The 24,260-nt window shown below is 59.7% G+C and carries 29 protein-coding genes; 23 read left to right on the top strand and 6 right to left on the bottom strand.

Translation table 11 applies throughout. From position 1 onward, the window contains the following. Nucleotides 1-30 precede the first annotated feature (30 nt). Nucleotides 31-966 carry a DMT family transporter gene (locus tag MW046_RS04980; RefSeq protein WP_247994460.1) on the top strand — a complete coding sequence of 312 codons (936 nt, stop codon included), beginning with the start codon at nt 31-33 and terminating at the stop codon, nt 964-966. Nucleotides 967-970: 4 nt separating this feature from the next. Here the strand turns inward: MW046_RS04980 and MW046_RS04975 are convergent, their stop codons facing one another. Continuing rightward, on the bottom strand, nt 971-1,393 hold the full coding sequence (locus tag MW046_RS04975; RefSeq protein WP_247994459.1) for a universal stress protein: 423 nt from the start codon (nt 1,391-1,393) through the stop codon (nt 971-973). A 131-nt stretch (nt 1,394-1,524) separates the two neighbouring features. On the opposite strand from MW046_RS04975, the gene gpmI reads away from it, so the two are divergent. Beyond that, nucleotides 1,525-3,024 (top strand): 2,3-bisphosphoglycerate-independent phosphoglycerate mutase, encoded by a 1,500-nt coding sequence (gene gpmI / locus MW046_RS04970; protein WP_247994458.1) that lies wholly within the window; start codon nt 1,525-1,527, stop codon nt 3,022-3,024. Nucleotides 3,025-3,034: 10 nt separating this feature from the next. On the opposite strand, the gene MW046_RS04965 is transcribed toward gpmI, so the two are convergent. Then, complete coding sequence (locus MW046_RS04965; RefSeq protein WP_247994457.1) at nt 3,035-4,015, bottom strand: PLP-dependent cysteine synthase family protein; 981 nt, start codon at nt 4,013-4,015, stop codon at nt 3,035-3,037. A 63-nt stretch (nt 4,016-4,078) separates the two neighbouring features. Next, on the bottom strand, nt 4,079-4,864 hold the full coding sequence (locus tag MW046_RS04960) for a BtpA/SgcQ family protein (RefSeq protein WP_247994456.1): 786 nt from the start codon (nt 4,862-4,864) through the stop codon (nt 4,079-4,081). Between the two features lie 97 nt (nt 4,865-4,961). On the opposite strand from MW046_RS04960, the gene MW046_RS04955 reads away from it, so the two are divergent. Further along, the gene (locus tag MW046_RS04955; protein ID WP_247994455.1) at nt 4,962-5,465 is read left to right on the top strand and encodes a gamma carbonic anhydrase family protein; all 504 of its coding nucleotides are present in this window, start codon (nt 4,962-4,964) and stop codon (nt 5,463-5,465) included. A gap of 120 nt (nt 5,466-5,585) precedes the next feature. Continuing rightward, entirely contained in the window at nt 5,586-6,398 is an 813-nt protein-coding gene (locus MW046_RS04950) for a hypothetical protein (RefSeq protein ID WP_247994454.1), read from the top strand. Nucleotide 6,399: 1 nt separating this feature from the next. Here MW046_RS04950 and MW046_RS04945 read toward each other — a convergent pair whose 3' ends face one another. Continuing rightward, entirely contained in the window at nt 6,400-7,428 is a 1,029-nt protein-coding gene (locus tag MW046_RS04945; RefSeq protein ID WP_247994453.1) for an amidohydrolase family protein, read from the bottom strand. Beyond that, nucleotides 7,425-8,660: an HD domain-containing protein gene (locus tag MW046_RS04940; protein ID WP_247994452.1), complete on the bottom strand. Its 1,236-nt coding sequence runs from the start codon at nt 8,658-8,660 to the stop codon at nt 7,425-7,427. Before MW046_RS04940 ends, MW046_RS04945 begins: the two co-directional genes overlap by 4 nt. 120 nt (nt 8,661-8,780) lie before the next feature. Here MW046_RS04940 and cofD point away from each other — a divergent pair, with 120 nt between their 5' ends. The 10 genes from cofD to MW046_RS04890 all read left to right on the top strand — a co-directional run bounded on the left by cofD (nt 8,781) and on the right by MW046_RS04890 (nt 16,687). Continuing rightward, nucleotides 8,781-9,821, top strand: a complete 1,041-nt coding sequence (cofD, locus tag MW046_RS04935; RefSeq protein ID WP_247994451.1) for a 2-phospho-L-lactate transferase — start codon at nt 8,781-8,783, stop codon at nt 9,819-9,821. Further along, a complete protein-coding gene (locus MW046_RS04930) occupies nt 9,821-10,594 on the top strand; it encodes a tRNA-dihydrouridine synthase (protein ID WP_247994450.1) in 774 nt (257 codons plus the stop codon). Before cofD ends, MW046_RS04930 begins: the two co-directional genes overlap by 1 nt. Next, nucleotides 10,561-11,433, top strand: a complete 873-nt coding sequence (locus tag MW046_RS04925; RefSeq protein WP_438268180.1) for a triphosphoribosyl-dephospho-CoA synthase — start codon at nt 10,561-10,563, stop codon at nt 11,431-11,433. Before MW046_RS04930 ends, MW046_RS04925 begins: the two co-directional genes overlap by 34 nt. Then, a complete protein-coding gene (locus MW046_RS04920) occupies nt 11,430-11,984 on the top strand; it encodes a DUF447 domain-containing protein (protein ID WP_247994448.1) in 555 nt (184 codons plus the stop codon). The genes MW046_RS04925 and MW046_RS04920 overlap by 4 nt, the downstream gene beginning before the upstream one ends. 313 nt (nt 11,985-12,297) lie before the next feature. Further along, nucleotides 12,298-12,525: a hypothetical protein gene (locus tag MW046_RS04915; protein WP_247994447.1), complete on the top strand. Its 228-nt coding sequence runs from the start codon at nt 12,298-12,300 to the stop codon at nt 12,523-12,525. A 124-nt stretch (nt 12,526-12,649) separates the two neighbouring features. Further along, nucleotides 12,650-12,838: a 30S ribosomal protein S17e gene (locus MW046_RS04910; RefSeq protein WP_247994446.1), complete on the top strand. Its 189-nt coding sequence runs from the start codon at nt 12,650-12,652 to the stop codon at nt 12,836-12,838. Nucleotides 12,839-12,965: 127 nt separating this feature from the next. After that, a complete protein-coding gene (locus tag MW046_RS04905; protein WP_247994445.1) occupies nt 12,966-13,931 on the top strand; it encodes an ABC transporter ATP-binding protein in 966 nt (321 codons plus the stop codon). An 88-nt stretch (nt 13,932-14,019) separates the two neighbouring features. Next, nucleotides 14,020-14,640, top strand: coding sequence for a DUF106 domain-containing protein (locus tag MW046_RS04900; RefSeq protein WP_247994444.1), 621 nt, complete (start codon nt 14,020-14,022; stop codon nt 14,638-14,640). A 55-nt stretch (nt 14,641-14,695) separates the two neighbouring features. Continuing rightward, nucleotides 14,696-15,736 (top strand): aspartate-semialdehyde dehydrogenase, encoded by a 1,041-nt coding sequence (asd, locus tag MW046_RS04895; RefSeq protein WP_247994443.1) that lies wholly within the window; start codon nt 14,696-14,698, stop codon nt 15,734-15,736. Nucleotides 15,737-16,102: 366 nt separating this feature from the next. Next, a complete protein-coding gene (locus tag MW046_RS04890; protein WP_247994442.1) occupies nt 16,103-16,687 on the top strand; it encodes a peptidoglycan-binding domain-containing protein in 585 nt (194 codons plus the stop codon). Between the two features lie 53 nt (nt 16,688-16,740). Here MW046_RS04890 and MW046_RS04885 read toward each other — a convergent pair whose 3' ends face one another. Next, nucleotides 16,741-19,431, bottom strand: a complete 2,691-nt coding sequence (locus tag MW046_RS04885) for a DNA-directed DNA polymerase (protein WP_247994441.1) — start codon at nt 19,429-19,431, stop codon at nt 16,741-16,743. A gap of 130 nt (nt 19,432-19,561) precedes the next feature. Here MW046_RS04885 and MW046_RS04880 point away from each other — a divergent pair, with 130 nt between their 5' ends. The 9 genes from MW046_RS04880 to MW046_RS04840 all read left to right on the top strand — a co-directional run bounded on the left by MW046_RS04880 (nt 19,562) and on the right by MW046_RS04840 (nt 24,244). After that, complete coding sequence (locus tag MW046_RS04880) at nt 19,562-19,741, top strand: DUF7331 family protein (RefSeq protein ID WP_247994814.1); 180 nt, start codon at nt 19,562-19,564, stop codon at nt 19,739-19,741. A gap of 74 nt (nt 19,742-19,815) precedes the next feature. Then, nucleotides 19,816-20,154, top strand: a complete 339-nt coding sequence (locus MW046_RS04875; RefSeq protein WP_247994440.1) for a DUF7322 domain-containing protein — start codon at nt 19,816-19,818, stop codon at nt 20,152-20,154. A gap of 24 nt (nt 20,155-20,178) precedes the next feature. Next, nucleotides 20,179-20,613: a DUF7346 family protein gene (locus MW046_RS04870; protein ID WP_247994439.1), complete on the top strand. Its 435-nt coding sequence runs from the start codon at nt 20,179-20,181 to the stop codon at nt 20,611-20,613. A gap of 80 nt (nt 20,614-20,693) precedes the next feature. Next, entirely contained in the window at nt 20,694-20,978 is a 285-nt protein-coding gene (locus MW046_RS04865; protein ID WP_124954297.1) for a 50S ribosomal protein L44e, read from the top strand. A 2-nt stretch (nt 20,979-20,980) separates the two neighbouring features. Further along, nucleotides 20,981-21,163, top strand: coding sequence for a 30S ribosomal protein S27e (locus MW046_RS04860; protein ID WP_247994438.1), 183 nt, complete (start codon nt 20,981-20,983; stop codon nt 21,161-21,163). Between the two features lie 77 nt (nt 21,164-21,240). Further along, nucleotides 21,241-22,047 carry a translation initiation factor IF-2 subunit alpha gene (locus tag MW046_RS04855; protein ID WP_247994437.1) on the top strand — a complete coding sequence of 269 codons (807 nt, stop codon included), beginning with the start codon at nt 21,241-21,243 and terminating at the stop codon, nt 22,045-22,047. Between the two features lie 10 nt (nt 22,048-22,057). Then, the gene (locus MW046_RS04850; RefSeq protein WP_247994436.1) at nt 22,058-22,240 is read left to right on the top strand and encodes an RNA-protein complex protein Nop10; all 183 of its coding nucleotides are present in this window, start codon (nt 22,058-22,060) and stop codon (nt 22,238-22,240) included. Between the two features lie 5 nt (nt 22,241-22,245). Next, the gene (locus MW046_RS04845) at nt 22,246-23,034 is read left to right on the top strand and encodes a proteasome assembly chaperone family protein (protein ID WP_247994435.1); all 789 of its coding nucleotides are present in this window, start codon (nt 22,246-22,248) and stop codon (nt 23,032-23,034) included. A 43-nt stretch (nt 23,035-23,077) separates the two neighbouring features. Then, nucleotides 23,078-24,244 carry a threonine synthase gene (locus MW046_RS04840; protein WP_247994434.1) on the top strand — a complete coding sequence of 389 codons (1,167 nt, stop codon included), beginning with the start codon at nt 23,078-23,080 and terminating at the stop codon, nt 24,242-24,244. Nucleotides 24,245-24,260: the final 16 nt, after the last annotated feature.

Raw genomic sequence — 24,260 nt, 5'->3', positions numbered from 1 at the left:
GTAGACCGTCGACCCGTGTGGAGCCTACATGTGCGCTACCGAAATCTCATTTTGTTTTTGGTGCTCGCGGTTCTGTGGGGATCAGCATTCATGGCAATCAAGGTTGGAGTGGAGTATTTTCCGCCGGTGCTGTTCGCTGCGTTACGATACGACATCGCCGGCGTACTGATGCTCGGATACGCGTGGTACGTACTCGACGATCCCGTCCCTCGTACTCGAAGCGAGTGGCACCTCGTCGCCATCGGCGCGGTGTTTCTGATCGGAGCGTACCATGCGCTGTTGTTCATCGGGGAAACCGATCCGGGAGTGACGAGCGCCACTGCAGCGATCGTCGTGTCGCTCTCACCGGTGTTGACGACCGCGTTCGCTCGTCTCATGCTCCCCAGCGAACGCCTCGGAACGCTCGGACTGAGTGGCTTGATACTCGGATTCCTCGGTGTGATCGTTCTGGCACGACCGAATCCCTCGAACCTGTTCGCTTCGGACGTAGTAGCGACGTTCTTGATCTTCATTGCTGCCCTTTCGTTTGCGTTGGGCAGCGTGCTCACTCGTCGATCCGATGCCACCCTCCCGATCGAATCGCTCGAAGCGTGGTCGATGCTCGGCGGGGCTGTGCTCATGCATGCGGCCAGCGTCGGACTCGGTGAATCTCTGCAGGCGATCACCATCACGACCGAGGCGATCCTCGCTCTGGGCTATCTGTCGGTGTTTGCGAGCGCAATCGGGTTTCTCATCTATTTCTCGCTGCTCGACCGCCTCGGCCCGATCGAGATAAATCTCGTCTCGTACACTGCTCCGCCCGTAGCCGCTGTTACCGGCTTTCTCGCCCTCGGGGAACACATCACCCTCACGACGATCGCCGGTTTCGGGGTCGTCATGGTCGGATTCGCACTGATCAAACGAAACGCGATCCGGCAAGAACTCCCGATATTCGATTCCGAACACGCGGGTCCGGCCGACGACTGACGCTTTACGGCACCACTGTCACCGGTATCGACGAGCACCGAACGACGGTCTCAGCGACGCTTCCCAACAGTAGCCGAGAGACGCCCCGTCGTCCGTGACTCCCCATGATGATCCGATCCACGTCGTTCGAGCGTGCGTGATCGATGATCGTCCGAGCCGGACGACCCATCTCGACCACTGTCTCGACCTCCATTCCCTGCCGCTCGGCCGTTTGCTTTGCGTCCGCAAGCCGGGATTCGACGCGGCTCTTCTCGGACCGATACCACACCTCAGCAGCTCCCGGTGCACCAGCCCCCGCTCCGAACCCCGACGACGGATCGATCACCGTGAGGAGCGTCAAGTGTGCATCCGGAGCGATCTCCATTGCGTGTGCAAGCGCACGTTCGGATGGCTCCGATCCATCGTGTGGGATGAGCACATCCTCCATTGTAATGATGCATAGTGGTTATTCAAACAAGAAAGGTTCGGTACGAGAGGTGGTAGGTATGCCCTCAGTCATTCGAGAGCGGCCGGTGTTCGAAACGAAGGCTAGTTACCCGCAGGTGACGAGGGTTGGATATGGACGCGGCGCTCATCATCCTCGACGGGTGGGGGATCGGATCGGATGGACGTGACGCGGTCGCCGCCGCACGGACGCCGACGTTCGACCGCCTCCGATCGGAGAACGGTTCAGGAACGCTCACGACGCACGGAGGATCGGTTGGGTTGCCGACCGGACAGATGGGTAACAGCGAGGTCGGTCACCTAACCATCGGCGCGGGCCGGGTCGTCTCCCAGAGTTCGACGCGTATCTCCGATGCGATCGCCGACGGTTCGATCGCCGACAACGAAGCGCTCTCCGATGCGATCGAGCACGCACGAGCACACGATGGACGCGTTCACCTCATGGGATTAGTCAGCGACGGCGGCGTCCACTCCTTGCAATCGCACCTGCACGCTCTCATCGAACTGATCGCGGATCACGAGGTTCCAGCCGTCACCCACGCGTTCACCGACGGTCGTGACACCCCGCCGACGAGCGGAATACGGTATCTCCGCGAGTTGGAGGCGGTGGCTTCGGCGGCTGGAACCGGCCACGTCGCCACGGTGTCCGGGCGCTACTACGCGATGGATCGAGACGAGAACTGGGACCGGACGAAACGCGCCTACGATGCCATCGTCAACCGGAGCGCAGAGCACACCGCGACCAGCGCCGTCGAAAGCATCGAAAACGCCTACGACCGCGAGGAGACCGACGAGTACGTTGTCCCGACACTGATCGAGGGAGGACCGGCACTCACCGACGGCGATGCGGTCGTCTTCTGTAACTTCCGGGCGGATCGGGCGCGGCAACTGACTCGGATGCTCGCCGATATTCGTCCCGAATGGTCCTTCGAGACGACGCCACCCGACACGCGTCTCGTAACGATGACGGAGTACGACGCCACCTTCGATCTCCCGGTCGCGTTTCCGCCCAACGAACCAACCGACACGCTCGGGGAGGTCGTCGCTGCTCACGATCGGACGCAACTCCGACTCGCCGAATCCGAGAAGTACGCCCACGTGACGTACTTCCTCAACGGCGGCCGAGAAGTGGAGTTCGCGGGCGAGCACAGAACCATCGTCGACAGTCCCGACGTGCCGACGTACGATCACCAACCCGAGATGAGCGCGCCCGAGGTGACCGACGCCGCGATCGACGCCATCGACCGCGACGACCCGGCGTTGCTCGTGCTCAACTACGCCAATCCGGATATGGTCGGACACACCGGCGATTTCGAGGCGGCCGTCGCGGCCGTGGAAGCCGTCGACGCGCAGCTGAACCGGCTCGTCGAAGCGTGTCGCGAGGCTGGGGCGCAGGTGTTCATCACCGCAGATCACGGCAACGCCGACGAGATGGGCACCCCAGAGGACCCCCACACCGCACACACCACCAACCCGGTGCCGTTCGTTGCGGTGACGGACGACGACCACGCGGTGCGCGAGGACGGCACGCTTCCCGATATCGCACCGACAGTACTGTCAGCCATGGGAATCGAGGTGCCCGATCGGATGACCGGCGAGTCGTTGGTTGCGTGACGCCCTCTCTTTACCCTTCCCACGCCTCGAACTCTTCGTAGATTCCCTTCGAGAGGTATCGATCGCTCGAATCGGGAAACACCGTGACGACAGTCGAGTGTGGCACCGACAGCTGCCCGCCGTTGATCCGTTCAGCAACCCGTCGAGCGGCGACGCTGGCAGCGCCCGAACTCGACGCGACGAGGTGGCCTTCCTCGCGAGCGAGCCGTTTCAGCTCCGCCTGTGCCGTCCGATCGCTCACTTGCAGCACGTCGTCGACCAGCTCCGGCTCGAACAGCTCGTTCGTCGTCGGATCGCTCGTTCCGATGCCTTCGGTCTTGTACTCCTCGTGGTCGGTCTCTTCCCCGAAAAACCGCGCATACACCGACCCTTCGGGTTCGACGGCACAGACGTGTGTGTCCGGGTTCTGTTCGCGGGCGTACCGACCGATCCCAATTAGGGTACCCGCCGTGCCACAGCCGGCGACGACCGCCCCGACCTCGCCGTCGAGCGCCTCATAGATCTCCGGCCCTGTCGTTGTGTAGTGGGCCTCCGTATTCAACGGATTCGAGAACTGCTGTGGAACCACGCTGTTGTCGATCTCCGCGGCGAGTTCGTGCGCCCGTTCGACTGCGCCCGACATTTCGGCCTCGGTCGGCGTGTTCACCACCTCCGCACCCAGCGCGCGCATGAGCTGTTGTTTTTCCCGGCTGAACCGTTCAGGAACCACACAGATTGCTTCGAGACCGAGCTGTTGGGCCGCGATCGCAAATCCGATCCCCGTGTTTCCAGCCGTCGGTTCGATCACCGTGCCGCCGGGATCGATGTCGCCCCGGTCGAGCATCCGTTCGAGCATGTACTTCCCGATCCGATCTTTCACGCTCGCGCCGGGGTTGAACGATTCCAGTTTGGCGTACACGTCGACCGTCGACAGATCGGTGTGGACGGCGACCAGCGGCGTTTCTCCAATGGTGTTGAGGACCGACGACAGCGGCTCTTTGTGTGTCGTCATTCGATGGCAAATATTGCACGTCACACTATATTAAAGTACTATGACTCGTTGCCGCTGATCCGTTCAGTCGATCGCGTCAATCAGCGCCTCGACGCGGGATCGGTCCACCGGCTCGTGTACGTTGCCGTCGGCCTTCAGCGCCGAGCCGACGATCGCGCCATCAGCAACCGAGAGGAGTTCCACGGCAGTATCGTGGGTTACCCCGCTGCCGACGTACACCGGGACCGTACACTCGTGGGCCGCGTCGGCAACAGCGTCAAGGCGGTCACGGGGGACATCGTGTCCGGTGCCCGCACCGGAGACGACCACAGCGTCGGCAAGACCGCGCTCGACGGCATCCCGGGTTTCGTTTTGCACGTTTTCGGGCCCCAGCGGCTCGCTGTGTTTGACCGCCACGTCAGCAAGAATCCGCACATCAACGTCCAGCTGCTCGCGTAGCCGGAGGGTGTCGTGTGCTCGTCCCTCGACGATCCCTTGGTCGGTGCGGCGCGCGCCAGTGTGGACGTTGATCCGGACGAACGACGCCTCTGTCGCGGCGGCGATCGACAGTGCGGCCTCGGCGTCGTTTCGAAGCACGTTCACCCCGACCGGCACGTCGACAGTGTCGGCCACAGCCCCGACGAGGCTGGTCATCGCCGCGACGACGTGGGTCGGAACGTCCTCAGGATAGAAAGGCGCGTCTCCGAAGTTCTCGACGATCACGCCATCGACGCCACCGGCGTCAAGCGCTCGGGCGTCGTCGAGCGCCCGCCGGCGGATCGCCGCACGGTCGCCGTCGAACTGAGGCGCGCCCGGCAGTGGATCGAGGTGGACCATTCCGATGATCGGCTGGGAGTCGAACAGCTCCATATCAACTACCCGCTGCACGGCGACTTGGTGGTTACGTCCGAGCCGACGCTGGCGGCGCAGTGGGTGGGTTTATCCGTCTGCTGGCCTCCGAGTGGGTATGGTGTTACGTTCGTTCGAAGGGACAGCTCCGACAGTGCACGAGACGGCCCGCGTCGACGAGACGGCGGTCGTGATCGGTGATGTGACGATCGAGGCCGAAGCGAGCGTCTGGCCCAACACGACGCTCCGGGGCGATTCGGGCGCGATCGTACTCAGAGAGGGCGCGAACGTTCAGGATAACGCTGTCTGTCACGAGGGGTGTGAGATCGGTCCGTACGCCACGGTCGGCCACACCGCGATCGTGCACGCGGCGACGGTTGGTGAGCGCGCGACGATCGGGATGGGTGCGACGGTGCTCGATGGGGCACACGTCGGCGATCGGAGCCTCGTAGCCGCCGGCAGCGTCGTCACCGAGGATACTGAAATCCCGTCGGAACACATCGCCGTCGGCACGCCCGCGGAGGTCCGCGAGCACGTCCCTGACTCGCCGTGGACCTACGCCGGCGAGCACTACGTGGAACTGGCAAAGCGACACGAACGGAGTTCCGAACTGATCGATTAACAGCACATAAATAACAATAAATAAAATAATATATAAACTATAGATATGATAATAACAATAAGGTGAATTTATTATAATAGGATATTTATAATAAGTCGGCGAGAAATCGCCGCTGAAATAATGGACAGACGAAGTTACCTGAAAGGAATAGGAATGGCTGCGGGTGGTGCAATCGCTGGTGGCCTTGGTGTACAGTTTCTGAGTGACAGTGTTGCTGGGGCAACGGTCGATATATCGGGTCCAACCGTAGTTGAGTCCGAAAATGGAGCAGTAGCGTATGTGGCTTTCTCCGGTGAATTGACGTATAATTGGGACGATGTCAATTCGACAGTCACACACGGACGTGCAGTGTTCTCAAGCCGACTCCTACGAAACGGAACTGAGATTATGTCAAAAACTTGGCAGGAAGAAACATTTGCTATCGATGAAGGAATGAGAGAATTATCAAGGTATGGTTATATTGAAACTCCAGATGATTTCTCATCCGTTCCAGTGGGTGGCACATACAGTATTAAATCCACCGGGACATATTCTGGTATCGAAACATCGCATCGACGCCCAATCTGTGTGATCGCAGAAAACGGCTGGGTCAGTGAGTCATCACCGACATCAAATGGGTATATCGATTCATCAAATTACGACGATCCATCCGGTCTCCCACGTTCAGGAGGGTATGTTGTCGTTGATGATCCTTATTCAACGGATCACTTCGGAGTATCAACTAACGGAGGAAGTCAAACGACAACAGTTGAATTAACATTCAAAGGAGAAATTTACAATGGAGATCCAACGACAGCTGATGCGACACAACTTAGCACACCCGGTACTGCGACGGGAAGGTTCGATGTGCGAGTAGAGAACAAAGTGACCTCCGGGACATCAGCTATAACAGGCAATGGGATCGCTGTCGCCGAACATCCGGTCGAACCGTAATCTACGTCAGCACCACGCGTTTCACATCGCTCACGCCCGCCCGGCGGACCACCGCCCGCACGGGGTCGCGTGCGCCTACGAGGTTGTCCGAATCGCCGTCGAGTACGAGCAGTCGGGCGTTTCTGTCTTCCGCAATGAGACCGCAGTTCAGTCCCACGGCGTCGGCACCAGCGACCGTCGCCATCCGCAACGTCTCGCGGGCGGTAACGTCCGCGAACTTACAGGCAAACTCCATCTCCCGGAACATCGAGGGGCTGTTCAGCATGACGTTGTCCGTGCCGAGCGCGACGGTGGTGTGATCGAGGAGCTGTCTGATGGGTGGCAGCCCGACGCCAGTTACGAGGTTCGACCGGGGACAGACGGCGACCGGCGTCTCAGTTTCTTCGAGTCGCTCGAAGTGGTCGGGTTGGGCGTGGACCATGTGGACGAGCAGCTCCGGATCGAGATCGAAGGCGGGATCGATGTCATCGGGATCGCGCTCGCCGGCGTGGATGGCAAACGGTTTGTCAGCGTTGCGGGTGGCTTTTCGCTCCGCTTCGAAATCGCTGTCGCGCGCACCGCTGGCCCCAAACCCGTCGCTTATCTCCATCGCTTCGATCGACTCTCGGCCGAACACGACGGCCGTCAGATCGAGATCATCGTCCGCCAGCGCGCGTTCGAGCGCCTGCACGCCCGCAGTGCCGCCCTCACGGAATTCGAGGAACGCACCGGTGCCGCTTCGTTGCATGAACCGCAGCGAGCGGGCCATTGCGTGTGTCAGCTCCTCGTCGCTTGCCGCTCGGAGCAGGCGGTGTTTGAGACCGTCTGGCGGCGCAACGAGTTCGTCCAGCGACAGCCCCCCACCGGCTTCCTTTGCGATCGAATCCCCGATGTGGGTGTGGGCGTTGACGAACGCCGGGAGGATGATGTCCGTCGAGTCGGTGGTCGTCTCCTCGACGGCGGTGATGTGGCCGTCGTCGATGACGACCCGTCCCTCGACCGGCTCGAACTCGCGGCCTCGGAGGATCGTCCCGGTGAGCTGCGTGCTCACGATCGTCCCTCCTCGGTGAACTCATCGAGCGTTGCGGGTCGACCGAGCTGGAGGTCGTTGACCAGCGCGTCAAGTTCCAGTCCAAGCACCTGTTCGGTCGCGCGGCCGACGGCGTCAACCGACGCTTCGGGTGCGTACACGCCAAACCGCCATCGGTCGTGGTGGGCTGCCATGAGCGCGCGGACGAGCGTCGATTCGCCCGCAAGCGTCCTGACCTCTCCGTTGACGACGACGCGGCTCGTCGATTCGGGCATCGACGGCTCTCCGGGAATATCGAAAATAACGGCTTCGGTATCGACATCGGCCGCGTCGGCTACGTCTGCTTCGAGCGCTCGTGTTCGCTCGTGGTTCATCTCGAGTAGCTCGTCGGGGACGTCATCGAGTTCCGCCCACACTGCGCGTTTGTACAGCGTTCGGGTATCGAGGCGACGGGCGTACTCCGTCGTCGCCGGACACGAACGGAGCGCAGCAAGAAGATCGTGGTCGTCCATCCGACGCAGCGTCTCAGGATCGGTGGCATCGGCTGCCAACAGCCGTTCGGTCGCTCGTTGGAGCATCGCTCGCCCGATCTGAACGGTCGGATGTTTGTACACTGCGCGGTTCATCAGGGCCCGCGCGAGCAGCAGACTTTCTGCCGTCTGGACGTTGCCAGCGTCGAGCACGAGTTCCCCATCGATGAATCGTAGCTCTCTGACGAAGCGCTCGTGATCGATCGTGCCGTAGGGGACGCCCGTGTGGTGGGCATCCCGGACGAGGTAATCCATCCGATCAACGTCGAGTTCACCCGAAACGAGCTGTCCGTACTGTCCCTCTCCAGCGATGAGCGCCGCCACGGTCTCAGGGTCGATGTCGTGACGTTCTAGTACCGCTGCGATCGACGACGATTCGAGCAGCTCGTATACCTCGTCGTGGTATTTCCCCGTATGTCGGTGGACGAGAGATTCGATGTTGTGGCTGTACGGGCAGTGTCCCACGTCGTGAAGTAACGCCGCCGCCCGAATCCGGTCGGCGTTCTGTCCCCCGATCCCGAGCTTCGAGAGGGCTTGGTTGGCGATGTGGTACACGCCGAGACTGTGTTCGAACCGGGTGTGGTTGGCTGATGGATACACCAGATCGACCGTCCCGAGTTGGCTGACACGACGCAACCGTTGGACCGGCGGCGTATCGAGCAAGGCGGCGGCGACGCCCTCGACCTCGATATGGTCGTGAACACTGTCTTTGATCGTCGTCACGGACTGCACTTTGCGTTCGGACGATAAAAACGCGGCCGTGCTAAACTGTGCCCGTGGTAGCAACTGGGTGTACAAGTACAACCACAAGCACTTATCTTCGTACATCTCCCGGTTGGGAGTATGACGACGTTCCTCGCTGGTGGAACCGGCACCCCGAAACTGCTCGCCGGGAGCGATACCGTGTTTCCCCCGTCCGAAACGGTCGTCGTTGGGAACACGGGAGATGACATCGAACTCGGTGGTGTCCTCATCTCGCCGGATCTTGATACGGTACTCTTTCTGGACGGCGGTGTGCTTGACCGTAAAACGTGGTGGGGGATCGACGACGATCCGAGTATCACTCACGACGAACTCGTCCGGATCGCTGACCGAACGGGACTCGATTCCGAACCGCGCTACCTTCCCGAGGATCGACAGACTGCTGGCCGAGAGATCGCCCAGTGGCGACGGTTTTCTGGCGTGGGGGAGTTCATGCAGATCGGTGACCGCGACCGTGCGGTTCACGTGACTCGGACGAGCCTGCTGGATGAGGGTGCGACGCTGACGGAGGCGACGGAAACGCTAGCCGACGCGTTCGGTCTGGATCGGACCCTGTTGCCGATGAGCGACGATCCGGTGGCAACGATCGTTCACACGCCGGACGGACCGATGCATTTCCAGGCGTTTTGGGTCGGCCACGACGGAGAGCCACCGGTTGAGACGGTGGAGTTCCGGGGTGCAGCCGACGCCGAGCCGACCGAGCAGGTGCTCGACGCGCTGTCCCAACCGGTCGTGATCGGTCCGTCGAACCCCGTGACGAGCATCGGGCCCATGCTGTCGATGGAGCGATTCGAACAAGCGCTGTTCGAGACGACGGTCGTCGCAGTCTCACCGTTCATCGGTGATCAGGTCTTTTCCGGCCCGGCGGCCAAGCTCATGCGCGCAATGGGCTATGAAGCTAGCACCGCTGGCGTCGCCGAGGCCTACCCCTTCGTGGATGCGTTCGTGCTCGATTCCGAGGATCTGACCGCGCTTGACCGGCCAGTGGTGCGAACCGACACGACGCTCGACACCGACGCCGACGCGGCGCGGGTCGCCCGCGCGGTCCGCGATGCGCTCGAACTGAGCGAACACACGGCACCGCCCAGCGCCACCCAGCCCGAGACGGACGGTGATCAGTGATGGGTCGATCGGCTCCCGCGGCGTTCGCCCCCCGGATTGCGGTGGCGAGTCTGAGCGGTGCGTCGGATGCGGCCTGGGCACGGCAGGCTGCCCCGTACGCCGGCTGTGCGTTTCTGGGTGGAATCGCGCTCGACCGACCCACCCGTGACGCCGCTCGGGCACTCACAGCGCGCGACCGAGAGGAGTTTCTGCCCACTGATCCGCTCGCCTTCATCGATACGGAACTGTCCGAACTGTCAGAGTTACCGATCACCGCCGGGTTCAACGTCCGGAGTAGCTCACTCACACCACTCCAGAATGCGGCTGCTGTCTGCCATGAGCACGACGCGATCGTCGAGATCAACGCCCATTGCAGACAGGACGAAATGTGTACGGCAGGTGCCGGTGAAACGCTGTTGGCCGATCTCGATAGGCTCTGTGCGTACGTCCGCGGTGTGAGTGAGACGGGCGCAACGACGAGCGTGAAAATGCGCGCTGAGGTTCCGGGCGTCGACCTCCCCGAAACAGCGAGACGAGCGAGCCAAGCGGGGGCGGATATCCTACACATCGATGCGATGGACTCGGAGCCGGTGATCGAGGAGGTGGCTGCACACAGCGATGCGTTCCTCATCGCGAACAACGGTGTCCGCGACCGGGAGACGGCACGGGAGTATTTCGACTACGGCGCGGACGCGGTAAGCGTCGGCAGACCGAGCGACGATCCGCGCGTGCTCTCTCGTGTCTACGATGCGACAGTAGAATGGTTCGGTATCGATCGGAGGGCCGATGCGTGAGATCACCAGCACAGAACGCCCAGTTGGCGCTGTTACTCGAAGTGTCTGGAACGCCAAAGCCCGGCAACGTGGATCGTCGCCACGAGTACGACGACCTCCGGTTCGAGCATTTCATGGCTGGTGCCGTCGGAAGCACGCGGGGGCTGTTGTTGGCACAACAGGGTGCTGCGGTCGGTCGTGCCTTCGAGCGCGGCGTCGTGGGTATGGCCGAACAGAAGGGCGGAAACACTCAGTTCGGGGCGCTGTTGCTGCTCGTTCCGCTCGTCCGAGCCGCGAGCGTGGATCCCGAGACCGCCCTTGCTTCGGACACGGTCGAGGAGATCGTTCGCGCTACCACTGTCGAGGATGCTTGTGATTTCTATCGGGCGTTCGAACACGTGGACGTAGGTGTTGGTGATCCGCCGTCGGAGCTCGACGCACTCGATGTCCGGCGCGGGGCCCGCGCCGAGTCGGTGCTGCGAGAGCGCGGTCTCACGCTGTTCGACGTAATGGAGCTGAGCACGGACGTCGACGGCGTCGCCCGAGAGTGGACGGAAGCGTTTCCGCGTTCGTTTCGTGCCGCCGACTGGATCGAAGCAGATGACGGTCCCGTTGCTGATCGGGCTGCAGACGCGTATCTCCGACTGCTCGCTGCAGAGCCGGACACGTTCATCGTGAAACGACACGACCGTGAGACGGCAACCGAGGTGGTCGAGCGCGCACAGGCGGCGCTCGACGGGACGATCGCACCCGAGCATCTTGCGGCGGAGCTCGTTCAGCAGGGAATCAATCCCGGAACGACCGCCGACATCACTGCGGCCGCACTGTTTCTCGCGCTCGAACGGGGGGTGTCGGTGTGACTGGGGATGGATGGCCCCTCGAACTGTCGGGTGTCACCGAGTCGATCGTCACGACGCTGGGACCGAACGATCGGTGGAACGTCGCCGTGCTTGGACTGTTCGCTGGCGAGGTGATCACTGCCCGAACGTGGGGACGCACGCGCACGCGTCGTAACTTCCACGAGCGCGGCGAAGGATACGTCCAGTTCACCCGCGATCCCGTTGATTTCGTCGAGGCAGCGTGTTCGATCCGCGAAGAAGCGTCGCCGATCCTCGATAGCGCTGACGCATGGGTCCGTGTCGCCGTCGAATCGATCGGAACGGGTGAGGACTGGGAGGAGTGGGCACTCACACCCGTCGAATCGGGTATCGAACAGCGTGTGGTTCCGACGACGAACCGGGGATATTACGCCATCGTCGAGGCCACCGTTGCCGCCTCACGACTCGATGTGCCCGAGTACGACACTGACGAACTCAGGGCGCAGATCGATCGAGCCGAATCCGTGGTCGAACGCTGTGGCGGCGACCGCGAGCGAGCGGCGTGGGAACGGTTCGAAGAACTGGTTGAGTGAGATTTTAACCCTGTAGTGGGTTTTTACCCTCCTGTAACAGCCGTGCAAGGTCTCACGTGCCAGTAGCTACGTCACGATAGGGCAGAAACCCACTACCAAATTGAAACATAGTGTCCCTAATCTATATATGTAATAGTTATATCAGCATGGAGTCCAACTTGGGTTGAAACGTGGCCAGAAGGCTTATTGTAGAGATTGGACACGTGTCTTGTTACAACAGTGAGTATCCCATTATAAATTTGAACCAAACAGCGCATTCGAGTTTTTCTCGATGTCCACAATGATTAAAAATACGTCAGAAAGAAGATACGATATGATAGATGTGAACGGCTGGGATCGGATCAAGACCGACGACAACGATGTCTTTGCCCGCTACGAGCACGAGGAGACGGGAAAGACGATCGACGTTCGTCGTGGAGCGGACTGGCCGGAGACTGTTACAGTGACGGTGACAGCCAATAATGACACTGAGACGATCTGCCGGGAAGAATTGACTATCGACGCAGTACGGACGGCGACTGAATACATGCAGTCGATCTAGTCCACGTGAGACGTGCAGGTTGGATGCGTCCAACTCCCGGTGTTCGGTTCAACAGAGCAAAAGCTCACGACGAGATTGAAACACGAAACGAATCCTTTTAGCCTCGTCGCAGGGAAACGACCGCATGGCCATCAAACCCGCCTACGTCAAGAAAACGGCGACAGTCCTGCTGGAACGATACTCCGAGGCATTCGACGACGACTTCGATCGAAACAAGGACCTCGTCATGGAACTCACCAACATCGAATCGAAATCCGTCCGTAACCGGATCGCTGGCTACATCACCCGAAAGAAAGGCGCCACCCCCCAGTAACACACCTCTCAAACTAGCGGGATGATACCCATCCGTCCGATCGATCATCGTCTACCGTCCGATCCATTCTCCGTTTTGTCGTTCAATATGTAAAAATTGATGTGTAATCCTTGCTGCCATTCACGGTATGGCAGCGATCGAACTACGGGGATTGACCAAGAGGTACGAGGATGGGACGGGAATCGATTCGCTAACGTTCAGCGTGCAGGAGGGGGAGGTGTTCGGATTGATCGGTCCTCGGCGATCGGGGAAGACGACGACGATCCGAACGGTGCTCGGGATCCAGTCACCGACAGCGGGACAAGCGACCGTTCTCGGTTTCGATCCGCACAACGATCTTCGTCGGCACAAAGCCGACATCGGCTACCTTCCGGCGTCGCCACGGTTCGACGAGAGCGCGACAGGAGCAGAAATCCTCGATTCACGCGGACAGATCAAGGGTGATGACCGGCGCGAAGAGCTGGTGGCGCGCTTCGATCCTCCTGTTGACCGCCGTGTACGCAATTCTTCTCCGGATGAGCTACGGAGACTCGCGCTGGTTGGCGCGTTCATGCACGATCCAGCGCTCGTGATCATGGATGAGCCGATGGTAGGTAGGGGCGTGGGAGGTCCCTCGTTCGACCGTCACCGCTTCACGCGGTTCATCCACGAGGAACGACGCCGCGGTGTTACCGTTTTTCTCGCTTCACGTGCGGTAGACGAGGTGTGGCGGCTCTGTGACCGGGTCGCCGTTCTTCGAGACGGCCGTCTACTCGGAACAGAACCGGTCGAATCGTTGCGCCACCGGTGTGGGAAGGTCGTTCACCTCCGTATCGCGACAGCGGTGACTGCGTCATCGTTCGAGTTCGACGGCGTTCACGATCTCGACGTTCAAACTGTTTCTTTCGCGGCGGACTCTCGAGCGGGTTGCCGAGAACCGGAGGAGAAGACGACCAGCCGGTCGTCCGTCGTGACGGACGTGTCGTTTACGTTCACCGGTGATATCAACACGCTAATGGAGACCCTCAGTTCGTATCCGTTGTTGCAGTTCGATCTCGACGAGATGCCACTGGAAACCGTGTTCCGACGGCTCTCCGACGCGACGGCCGAATGATCCAGCCGTCTCTACCGGTCGCAGTGGATGGAATCCGTTGTCATGATCCAAGAGAAAAACTAATATCTGTTCGACATTTATCCCGTGTATGGTCCTCGAAAGCGGTGGTTGGACGGTGTACGATACGATGGCCGGCATCCTTTCGCTCGTTTTGGTGTCAGGATATCTGTTGACTCCTGTCGAACACCTCGTCGTTACCGCTCTCGATCTCGTGTTTGCTCCTCTCGTGACAGTCATCCCGTTCACGTTGTTTTTCTTCGGATTGGCCGGTGTGACTGGGGCTTCATCCACTGTGATCCGCTACTGTCTCCACGACCACGAGCAACTCGACCGACTCCAGTCCCGTCTCACGGAGTTACAGGAGGCGTTATCGACCGCTCACGACGGTGATAGTGCAGGGACACAAGAAGAGTTGTCACCGGAACACCGAGCGTTCGTGAACAGTTGGATAGCAACGATCAAACTCCAGTTTCGTCCCGTCGTGTGGAGTCTGCTCGTGACGGTACCTGTGTTCCTTTGGCTTCGGTGGGCGATGATTGCACCGACGGCAGCGGCCGTTCCGGTCGCGCTCACCGTCCCGATCGTCGGTTCTGTCCCTCTCTCAGCCACACTCATCGGACCGATCAAGGTTTGGCTCGCTTGGTACGTCGGCGGTTCGGTTTCGGCGTCAGTGCTCTCCCGGCGACTACTCGACCACGTGACAGCATAGCGCGCCAATTGTGCGTATCACAACCGTTTTTGTTCGGCACGGCCCATCTTCGGTAATGACTGTCACTGCTGGAATCCTCGGTGCGACTGGAGCTGTCGGTCAACGACTCATTCAACTGCTCGAACCACACCCTGATTTCGAACTGACTGTGCTCACCGCTAGCGACGCGAGCGCTGGCCATCCCTTCCGCGATGTTGCGAAGTGGCGCATCGACGCGCCGATTCCCGACTCGATCGCGGAGATGACCGTCCGTCGGACCGATCCCGACGTGGTACCCGACGACGTCGACCTGCTGTTTTCCTCTCTGCCTTCGAGCGTCGGCGAGCGTGTCGAACCGGCGTTCTGTGAAGCGGGCTACGTCGTCTCCTCGAACTCCTCGAACCACCGGACCGCGTCCGACGTTCCGCTCACCATTCCCGAAGTGAATCCTGACCATCTCGGCGTACTCGAAGTCCAACAGGATGAACGCGGCTGGGAGGGGGCACTGGTGAAAAACCCAAACTGTTCGACGATCACGATGGTGCCGACGCTCGCGGCGCTCGATTCGTTCGGTCTCGAACGAATCACCGTCTCCACGCTACAAGCGGTGTCGGGAGCAGGGTACTCGGGTGTGAGTTCGATGGAGATCATCGACAACGCCATCCCGCACATCGGTGGAGAGGAACGGAAGATGGAACAGGAGGCGTGCAAGCTCCTCGGCACGTTTGACGGGGCAGAAATCGACTGGCATGGGGTAGACGTGGCGGCATCGTGCAATCGCATCCCGACGCTCGATGGGCACCTCGAAAACGTCTGGGTCGACACCCGAGAGTCGATTACCCCAGCAGACGCTCGTGGCGCAATGCAGTCATACTCCTCGGCCGATCTCTACAGCTCCCCCGATCCGCTCGTTCACGTGTTCGACGACGACGAACCGGATCGACCACAACCCCGACTCGACCGACTCCGTGGTGATGGGATGGCTGTTACTGCGGGGGGCTTCCAAGGGACTGCCGATGGCGTCCAGTACAACTGCTTGGCTCATAACACCATTCGGGGAGCGGCCGGTGCGAGCGTGTTGAACGGCGAACTCCTCCACAGCCAAGGGTGGCTGTAAAGAGCAAGGACGAGTACGGAACGAATTCGTGGTATCTGATGTACGACCGTATATAAACAATAATCATATAGACACTTTTGAGGCCGCTATTCAGCGAACTGCGGTGATATTCGTAATCGTATTATATGTGCGACTATCAATGATTAGTTTACCATTCAGTAATGTTAATACAAACGATGTCAATGACGATGTGTGGTGTGAAATATCCTAAGAATGCGGGAGAACCACCAATAGCAACCGACCTGAAAGATACCGTATAATTCCGGTCGAGGTAACAGAATGGTGCTATATGACGCTACCTCTGTTATCGATTCGAAGAATAGACAGATGGATAACATATAGAACGATGACCAATACGTAAAGACAATGATAAAGGATTTAGCGGCCCGATCGATCGAATCGAACGACACCCACCAAAATACAGTACGATCACTCAGTCGGCGTGGGTTCCTCAAGAAAACTGCTGGTGCCAGTGTTGTCGGTGTGGTCGGCATCGCCACCACTACTGAAGAGGCGATGGCGTACACGTGGCCGACCTATTCACGTGGTGACCAGGGTCCCGACGTTGGCACTATTCAATTTCTGCTCGGTGAACACAGCTACTATTTGGATAGCTACGACGGTATCTACGGTCCCGAAACAGAAAGCAACGTTTATGCTTTCCAACGGGATTATGGGCTGTCGGGTGTCGATGGTATCACGGGTCCCGAGACCTGGAGCGCATTGACAGTCACCGTGAGCCGGGGTTCGGGTAGTCCTAGCAATCGGAGCTACGCAACTGGAGGAGTACAATACCAGCTCAGCGAGGTATACGGGTATAATATCTCCGTCGATGGTATCTACGGTCCCAGTACCGAATCTGCGGTTGAATCCTTCCAAAGCAGCCGGAATCTAACCGTTGATGGAATTACCGGTCCCAACACGTGGAGGGCACTCGTGTCGACCGCATAGCACGACCATTGTGGTCGACAGCGAGACTGTGATCATCTTCATTTCTTTATCACTCACACGTATTCGCCGAGTCCTGTTTGTTGCTGTCCGCTTTTGACCTCATCCCACGAGATGCCGATGGCTTCAAGAATACGTTCGATAGGATTTTTGAGTGTTTTGTCGAGCATCGTGTCCCAATCGACACTGAACTCGTTGGGCAACTGATCGGCGTACTCAATGCAGATGACGTCCTGTTCTCTCCTGAACTCGGTGTAAAGCTCTGTTTCCTCGTCCGAAATCTGGTCTTCGACCTGATCGAAGAAGTCGGGATGTACTCGGTCGAGGTACAGCCGTTTCGGCTTCGATCCGCGCGCGAAGTTCGTCCCGAGCATTTTGTTCGCGTACTTGGCCCCACGAATATGTGCTCGGTCGATATCATAGCTATCAAGCCGCTTACCGATTCCACCGGGAATACCCACCTCCTCGACGGACATCTCCCCGTTTTGGAATTGCTCGATCACGTCGTGGACGTATTCGGTCACGGCCTCCTGATATTCCTCGCCCTCACTCGTGACGATCAGTTCGATGACCTTACGCTGGACTTCCTTGGTGATCGGTGCAATATCAGAGCGCTTGTACTCGAAACCAGTGATGTCTATGTCATCCACATCCTTGCCTTCCTTCCAGATGATGTGTCCGGCATACCGCTTTTTTCGGCCGGCTTGGAAGAATCGATGGTACAACTTCTCGAACTCGATCTCAAAGCGATGCTCCTCTGCGTTGAGTATTTCCTTTGCGAACTGGTCGTACGAATCGTTGATCGCGTCCTCCAACTCGAACGATTGCTCGATGGCTTTGTTCTTCGACAGATCACGACCGAACTCGATCATGACGCTGTCGGTGTCACCATATATGACTCTTTTATTATGTTTATTAGCAGCTTTTTCAGTGTGTTTGATCACTTCTCGTCCGGTTGCTGTCACAGCGGCGCCCATCTCCATATCGTAAAGACGGAATCGCTCCCATCCGAGAACGCCGTACAGCGAGTTCATCAAGACCTTTACAGCTCGTTGCTGTCGGTCGTAGGTCTCGTATGCCTCGCTGCCAGGATCGTGTTCGTCGCGTCGAGTTTTCTTCTCATCACGTTCACTGAGCAACTCATTAACCATCTCCCGGATGATGCCGTCAGGCTCCTTCCGGAACAGCGTCCCGTTGGGTGCCTCATACACATCGCCGTCGTACTCCGGACTGACTTTCGTTTCGGGACTGGCGTTGGTGGTAACCATCGCCATTGGATAAAGTGATTTCAGATCGAGTACGCTCACCATCTCCTTGACGCCGGTGATCGGTTCGAACACCGCGCCGCCCTCATACTCCTCGGTCTCCTGTTGGCCTTTCGAGGGTAACACGAATTCTCCGTACACCTTGTGAAGGATGTACAGATCCACCGCGTCCCCTGGCGTCGTCGCGTCCTCTAACTTACACCCCACGAAGGTGGCGACCTCCTCCCAGAACGGGATGATTCCCTGTTTTCGATCGAGTTCGACGCACAACTCCACGTCTCGGAGATTGTATTCGAGCAGCTGCTCGGGATCGGTCTCCCAGAGATCACCGATGTCGCCCGGGTAGCGTTCTTTCCCGACGCCGAGTTCCACCTCGCCCACGGCGTCTAACCGGTAGGATTCTAGCTCCGTGAACTGCGTGCGCTTGTATCCGTCCAGCAGATCAAACACCACTCGGCCCTTCACGTTCGGCCCCCGCCAGTCGTCGCGCCACACTTCGTTCACCCGTGATAGCCGATCGGGATCGAGCGATCCGGTTCCACCGAGTTTCTCCAACCGATCGAGGAGATACGGCATATCGAAATCAGTGAAATTCCACCCCGTCGCCACGTCTGGATCAGTCGTCTCGATGTATTCGAGAAAGCCGTCGAGCATCCGCTCTTCGCTCTCGAACCGGCGCACGTCCACGTCGATCCCCCCGGAAATAGGGTCGTAGTCGGGGAGTTCGTCGGGCCCTGGTTTCCCACTCGGCGATTCGTACAGCCAAACCGTGTAGCGATCCTCGTAGGAATCGTGGCTGGTGAGACAGAGGATCGGCTGCTCGCCGTCCTCGGGGAAGCCGTTGCGGTCGTCGACCTCGATGTCGAAGGTGTTCACTCGGAGATCGGCGTCCAGTTCGATCGGTTCGATCTCGGGGTGAGGGACGTCGATGACCCCATCCTGCGTCCGACGCTCGGGAATGCGGACACCGCTGGTGATGTCCTTATCGATGAGCAACCGATTCGGAAAGAGGATGTCCGCTTCGTAATGTTCGAAGTGGTCACGCAACTGACCGACGTCTCGAGGCGTCTGACCGAACACTTTCGTCAACGGCTCTCCCCGAATGCTTTCATACCCGTCCTCACTCCCAGTAAGCCGATCGTACTCGGTTTCGGGGGGTGCTTCGAGCGAGCGTGTCGGCGTGTAAAAATACGGTCGAAACTCACGAACTCGGACGTGTTCAGTCTCGTTGTCAGTAGTTCGGCCGAATATATGCAAGATCGGATGCTCTTCAGCTCCGCGTCCCTCGATGGTGTAATCGACCTGCATGACCGACAGCTCGACCGTACCCTCAGCGTCTGGATACCGGTATGCTGACGTATCGATGATGTCTGCAGCGTGGGGATCGCCCCCGTTACCAGCTACTGCCGCTGCTTCCCCCGGCGGTCGCTGGCTCGTCTCCTCCTCCCGTATAAAATCCGTGAGGCGCGCGTTCTCGGTCATAGGTATCGATGGCCGCCAACGGGTAAAAACTCCGATGATCTCGCCGTTCGTTGGATAGCTATCGACATCGGCAATCCTTGGGTAGGCCCCCAAAACCTATGCCGTGAGAGTCACCACCGTGGAGTACGGCATGTCAGACAATGACACCCTGATGTCGACGGACGCACAACGCGCCGAGTCACCCGGCTCCGATGCCATCGCGACGACGGAGGCGTATGAGACTGAGGAGGGTGTCGTGTTCTACGACGCTGATAACCCATTGGCGTGGATCCAGGCCTGTAGCGCCATCAGGCTCGACGACGCCGTTTGATCCGGGACGAACCGATTCTGTAGTAGTCACACAGCAACGAGAACCTTTTGTGACTGACCGGAGAACAGCCCGGTGTGGCTCCATCCCGAGAGGACGACAGTTCGTGGCCAACGGATCCGGATGGGTTCGATCCCATGTCCGTCGAGCCAGAGGAGACCGATCCCGATGCGATCGGGCCTCGGATCGATATCCCGGAGGCCCCCGATCCGAGCGACACCGATGTTCCGCCCGAACTGCGCCGCACGTTTTGGTTGTTGGTACTGATGGCTAACGTCGGGCTGTTCGCCCTCAGCCTCGGGGTGCTGTTCGTGGTGTTCAGGGAACAACTCCGGTTCGGCGGGAGTCTGATCGTAGTAGGTATGGCTGCGTTACTGATCGGCTATCTCCGCTACCGAAACCACCGGAATCGATAACTGCTGTCGGCTAGTACCGACGGTATGCGCACCGTTCGGGCTGACGATGGGTCTCAGTATCTTCTCCGGAAACGTGGTTGTGATGCGTGGCTCGTGTGTGATCCGGCCACGGGCGAAGAGCGCTACATCGACACCGATCGGCTCGAACTCCGCGAGGAGACTCCACCGCTAGAAGCGTTCGGAGCGACGGTCCCCGACGCTACCGGCGCGGAGATCGGTGTCCGTGACGATCGTGCCCTCGGGCTGTTGGTCGTGCTCTCGCACAACGATCCGATCGCGGCAGTCGAGTTGGTCGATCTCACGGAGTTGTGTGAGAGCGATCTCAACGGGCTACTCACCGAGCTTCGTGTCGGAGGACTCGTCGCTACCGTCTCCGAACCGGTGTTGGGGTACGAACTCACACCACGGGCGCGATCGAAACTTTCCAAAGCGCGTTCCGAGGAATGCACGCGGACGTGAACGGTTGATTCGATCTCCGGTCGTTCTGGTCCGAACCAAACGGGTTTTAATGCGGCGTCGATAAAGTAGACTCAGTAACCATGCAGATGCCACGCCGATTCAGGACGTACTGTCCGAACTGTGACTCCCATGAGGAGCACGAAGTCGAGAAAGTTCGCTCCGGGCGTCCCTCGGGAATGACGGAGGTTCAGGGCCGCCAGCGCGAGCGCCAGAAATCCGGTATCGGGAACGCCGGGAAGTTCTCGAAAGTACCGGCGGGGAACAAACCGACGAAAAAGACCAACCTGACCTACCGGTGTAGCGAGTGCGGCAACGCCCACCTCCGCGAGGGATGGCGAGCCGGTCGATTGGAGTTTCAGGAGTGATCATGGCGGGACAGTTCTACCGAGTGACATGCCCGGACTGTGAGAACGAACAGACCCTTTATGGCAAGGCTGCGAGCGATGTCGCATGTGCGGTCTGTGGCCACGTTCTCGCCCGTCCCACGGGCGGCAAGGCCGTTTTTGAGGGCGAGGTCACCGAGACGATCACGCGTCAAAATCACGCTTAAGTAGTCGGTAACGATCTGTTTTGGAGGTGCATCCGGTATACGGTGCCTTTATTCCCGTCAGTCCACAATCGACGAGCATGAAATACACAGGCTGGCCTGACCCGGGCGATCTCGTCGTCGGCCGGATCGATGAGATCGAGGATTTCGGGGTGTTCGTGGATCTTTTGGAGTACACCGATCGACGTGGGCTAGTACACATCAGCGAGGTCGCAAGCGGATGGATCAAAAACATCCGCGACCACGTAGGCACGGGTGAGACGGTCGTCTGTAAGGTGCTCGATGTGGATCAAAGCACCCAACAGATCGATCTCTCGCTCAAAGACGTCAACGATCACCAACGCTCTGAGAAGATCCAGGAGTGGAAAAACGAACAGAAAGCGGATAAGTGGATGACGTTAGCGTTCGGTGAGGACGTTTCCGACGAACAGTACGGTACGGTCGCCAACGAGCTGCTCGGAGCGTTCGGCACACTGTATGAGGGCTTCGAACAGGCGGCGATCCGTGGAAGGGAGGCGCTTGTAGACACCGATCTGACGGACGAGGAGATCGACGCGATCGTCGAGACCGCTCGCGCGAACGTTTCGGTGCCGTACGTTACCGTTACGGGATACATCCACCTCGAATCACCAAACCCCGACGGCGTCGACGATATTCGGGCAGCCCTCGAAACGGCAGCCGGTAACGGGGAGATCGGCGAGGAGACGGAACTCGACGTGACCTACGTGGGTGCGCCTGAATACCGCATCAAAGTCCGTGCACCCTCGTACAAGCTCGCGGAAGACGAACTCACTGCAACCGTCGATCGCACCCAGTCGGTCATCGAGGATCGGGGCGGCACCGCGCAGTTCCACCGCGAACAACAGACCGAAGGCGAGGGCAATTAATCGCCGTCCGATGCATTCTGATCTCCGTGTGTGTGCGTCGTGGTCCGAGCACCACGACCGACCGGTGTACACGCTTACCACCAGCTGTCCGGAATGCGGCGGAGATGCTGTCAACAGCGCGCCGGCACCGTACGATCCGACGGACCGATACGGCGAGTACCGACGTGCACTTAAGCGGCGAGCACAGGAATAGGCTGCATGGACGAGTTCGATATCGAGACAGTCGCCGAACCTGATCTCCACGCTCCGATCCTCATCGAAGGACTTCCCGGCGTCGGTCACGTCGGTAAGCTCGCTGCGGAACACCTCCTCGAAGAGTTCGAAACGACGCTTCTCTGCCGGTTGTACTCCGAGCACTTCCCTCCACAGGTGACGATCGAGGACGGCATCACAGAACTGGCCTGTCTCGAATTCCACAAGGTGGATCTGTCTACCCCTACCGACTCCGAGGAGTCCCCATCCGATCAGGATCCGTCCCACGATCTGATCGTATTGACCGGTGATCATCAGGCACAGGATCCATCCGGCCACTACCAACTGACGGACACCATCCTCGACGTTTCGGAGGAATACGGCGTCGAGCGCGTGTTCACACTGGGGGGCGTTCCAACCGGTGAACTGATCGAGGAGTACAGCGTCATCGGTGCGGCGTCCTCGGAGGCGCTCGTTGAGGAACTGTCGGACCTCATCGAATTCCGCGAGAACGAGCCAGCCGGGGGGATCGTTGGGGTAAGTGGTCTCTTGCTCGGATTGGGTGGCCGGCGAGGACTACAAGCCGCCTGTCTCATGGGTGAGACGAGTGGCTATCTCGTGGATCCGAAAAGCGCTCGTGCCGTCCTCGAAACCCTCGAAACGATTCTCGACTTCGAAGTCGGATACGATTCCTTGGAAGAACGGGCCGAGGAGATGGAAGAAGTCGTCACGAAGATCCGTGAGATGGAACAGGGAGCAGCGCCGACCGACGACGATCTCAGGTACATCGGCTGATCGGACCCAACAGTGCTTAGTCGCGGGCCGGGATAGCCAACGCATGAAGACGACCCCGACGTTCGCGGGGCTACGGTGCCCTGAAACCGACGAGCGGTTCGATGCGACGACGAGCCACCATCCGGATGGCGCATCGCTCGATCCGGCGTACGCGTACGAGGCGATCGAGCTTTCCAGAGCGGAGATCGAGCGGCGGCCGTTCGAACCGGGCAAATACGAGGAACTTCTCCCGATCCCGGCCGACGCACGGATGTCGCTGGGTGAAGGAGGCACGCCGCTCGTCGATTGTCCGTCGCTGGCCGAGGAACTCGGTGTCGGTCGCGTGGTGATCAAAGACGAAGGCACGAACCCGACGGGAACGATCGCGGATCGAGAAAGCGTGCTCGCCGTTTCGGCGGCCCGTCAGCACGGCGCGAGCGACGTGGCCCTCTCAACGCCGGGCGACAGCGGCCAGTCGGTGGCCGCCTACGCTGCCCGCGCCGGAATCACCAGCCACGTCTTCGTTCCCTCTCGGTCGTCGTTTCTCACGAAAGCGATGATAAACGTCCACGGCGGCGATATGAATGTCGTCGGTGGGCGGTTAGACGACGCGAACGAAGCGTTTCGGAACGCCGAGGCGGACTGGTACTCCCTCCAGCCGTTCGAAACCCCCTACCGACACGAAGGCACGAAGCCAGTGCTGTACGAACTCATCGAACAGTTGGAGTGGCAGGTGCCTGACGCCGTGTTCTGTCCGTTCGTGGGCGGTGGGCCGTTCGTCGGCATGGCAAAGGCCGCTCGGGAACTCCGGGATCTCGGGCTGGTTGATTCGGTGCCGGCGTTGTACGCCGCCCAATCGGCGGCGTGTGCGCCGATCGTGGAGGCGTTCGACGCTGGCGCCGACGAACACGAACCGTGGGACGTGCCTGACACCGTCTGTGGCGCACTCGAACGACCGGATCCCAAAGGGGGTGCGCTCGTCCTCGATGCGTTGCGTGAGACGGGCGGGGGCGCACTCGCCAGCAGCGACGACACCATCCTCGAAAGCGCGGTCACCGTCGCCAGCCACGAAGGGATCGGGGTGAGTGTTGCGACGGGTGCTGCCGCGAGCGCGGCGTGGGAACTGCGCGAACGGTTCGATGAAGACGATACGGTCGTTCTCATCAACACCGCGAGCGCGGAGAAAGACGCGGATCTGCTCCGGAGCCACCTGATGGGTCAAGGGATCTGAGACGGAACGAGATATC

It is taken from the genome of Halocatena salina (genome assembly GCF_023115355.1).
Taxonomy (GTDB): Archaea; Halobacteriota; Halobacteria; order Halobacteriales; family Haloarculaceae; genus Halocatena; species Halocatena salina.
Note: the sequence above shows the minus strand (reverse complement) of the source record. Positions and strands in the feature narration are given on the sequence as shown.

Excerpts from the sequence above, each read along its gene's own strand:
- MW046_RS04865 (WP_124954297.1), top strand. The coding sequence starts at position 20,694 with ATGCAGATGCCACGCCGATTCAGGACGTACTGTCCGAACTGTGACTCC.
- MW046_RS04915 (WP_247994447.1), top strand. The coding sequence starts at position 12,298 with ATGATAGATGTGAACGGCTGGGATCGGATCAAGACCGACGACAACGAT.
- gpmI (WP_247994458.1), top strand. The coding sequence starts at position 1,525 with ATGGACGCGGCGCTCATCATCCTCGACGGGTGGGGGATCGGATCGGAT.
- MW046_RS04890 (WP_247994442.1), top strand. The coding sequence starts at position 16,103 with ATGATAAAGGATTTAGCGGCCCGATCGATCGAATCGAACGACACCCAC.
- MW046_RS04925 (WP_438268180.1), top strand. The coding sequence starts at position 10,561 with ATGGTTCGGTATCGATCGGAGGGCCGATGCGTGAGATCACCAGCACAG.
- MW046_RS04960 (WP_247994456.1), bottom strand. The coding sequence starts at position 4,864 with ATGGAGCTGTTCGACTCCCAGCCGATCATCGGAATGGTCCACCTCGAT.
- MW046_RS04955 (WP_247994455.1), top strand. The coding sequence starts at position 4,962 with ATGGTGTTACGTTCGTTCGAAGGGACAGCTCCGACAGTGCACGAGACG.
- MW046_RS04965 (WP_247994457.1), bottom strand. The coding sequence starts at position 4,015 with ATGACGACACACAAAGAGCCGCTGTCGTCGGTCCTCAACACCATTGGA.
- MW046_RS04950 (WP_247994454.1), top strand. The coding sequence starts at position 5,586 with ATGGACAGACGAAGTTACCTGAAAGGAATAGGAATGGCTGCGGGTGGT.
- MW046_RS04880 (WP_247994814.1), top strand. The coding sequence starts at position 19,562 with ATGTCAGACAATGACACCCTGATGTCGACGGACGCACAACGCGCCGAG.
- MW046_RS04885 (WP_247994441.1), bottom strand. The coding sequence starts at position 19,431 with ATGACCGAGAACGCGCGCCTCACGGATTTTATACGGGAGGAGGAGACG.
- MW046_RS04850 (WP_247994436.1), top strand. The coding sequence starts at position 22,058 with ATGCATTCTGATCTCCGTGTGTGTGCGTCGTGGTCCGAGCACCACGAC.
- MW046_RS04910 (WP_247994446.1), top strand. The coding sequence starts at position 12,650 with ATGGCCATCAAACCCGCCTACGTCAAGAAAACGGCGACAGTCCTGCTG.
- asd (WP_247994443.1), top strand. The coding sequence starts at position 14,696 with ATGACTGTCACTGCTGGAATCCTCGGTGCGACTGGAGCTGTCGGTCAA.
- cofD (WP_247994451.1), top strand. The coding sequence starts at position 8,781 with ATGACGACGTTCCTCGCTGGTGGAACCGGCACCCCGAAACTGCTCGCC.
- MW046_RS04905 (WP_247994445.1), top strand. The coding sequence starts at position 12,966 with ATGGCAGCGATCGAACTACGGGGATTGACCAAGAGGTACGAGGATGGG.
- MW046_RS04860 (WP_247994438.1), top strand. The coding sequence starts at position 20,981 with ATGGCGGGACAGTTCTACCGAGTGACATGCCCGGACTGTGAGAACGAA.
- MW046_RS04930 (WP_247994450.1), top strand. The coding sequence starts at position 9,821 with ATGGGTCGATCGGCTCCCGCGGCGTTCGCCCCCCGGATTGCGGTGGCG.
- MW046_RS04870 (WP_247994439.1), top strand. The coding sequence starts at position 20,179 with ATGCGCACCGTTCGGGCTGACGATGGGTCTCAGTATCTTCTCCGGAAA.
- MW046_RS04975 (WP_247994459.1), bottom strand. The coding sequence starts at position 1,393 with ATGGAGGATGTGCTCATCCCACACGATGGATCGGAGCCATCCGAACGT.
- MW046_RS04845 (WP_247994435.1), top strand. The coding sequence starts at position 22,246 with ATGGACGAGTTCGATATCGAGACAGTCGCCGAACCTGATCTCCACGCT.
- MW046_RS04840 (WP_247994434.1), top strand. The coding sequence starts at position 23,078 with ATGAAGACGACCCCGACGTTCGCGGGGCTACGGTGCCCTGAAACCGAC.
- MW046_RS04900 (WP_247994444.1), top strand. The coding sequence starts at position 14,020 with ATGGTCCTCGAAAGCGGTGGTTGGACGGTGTACGATACGATGGCCGGC.
- MW046_RS04855 (WP_247994437.1), top strand. The coding sequence starts at position 21,241 with ATGAAATACACAGGCTGGCCTGACCCGGGCGATCTCGTCGTCGGCCGG.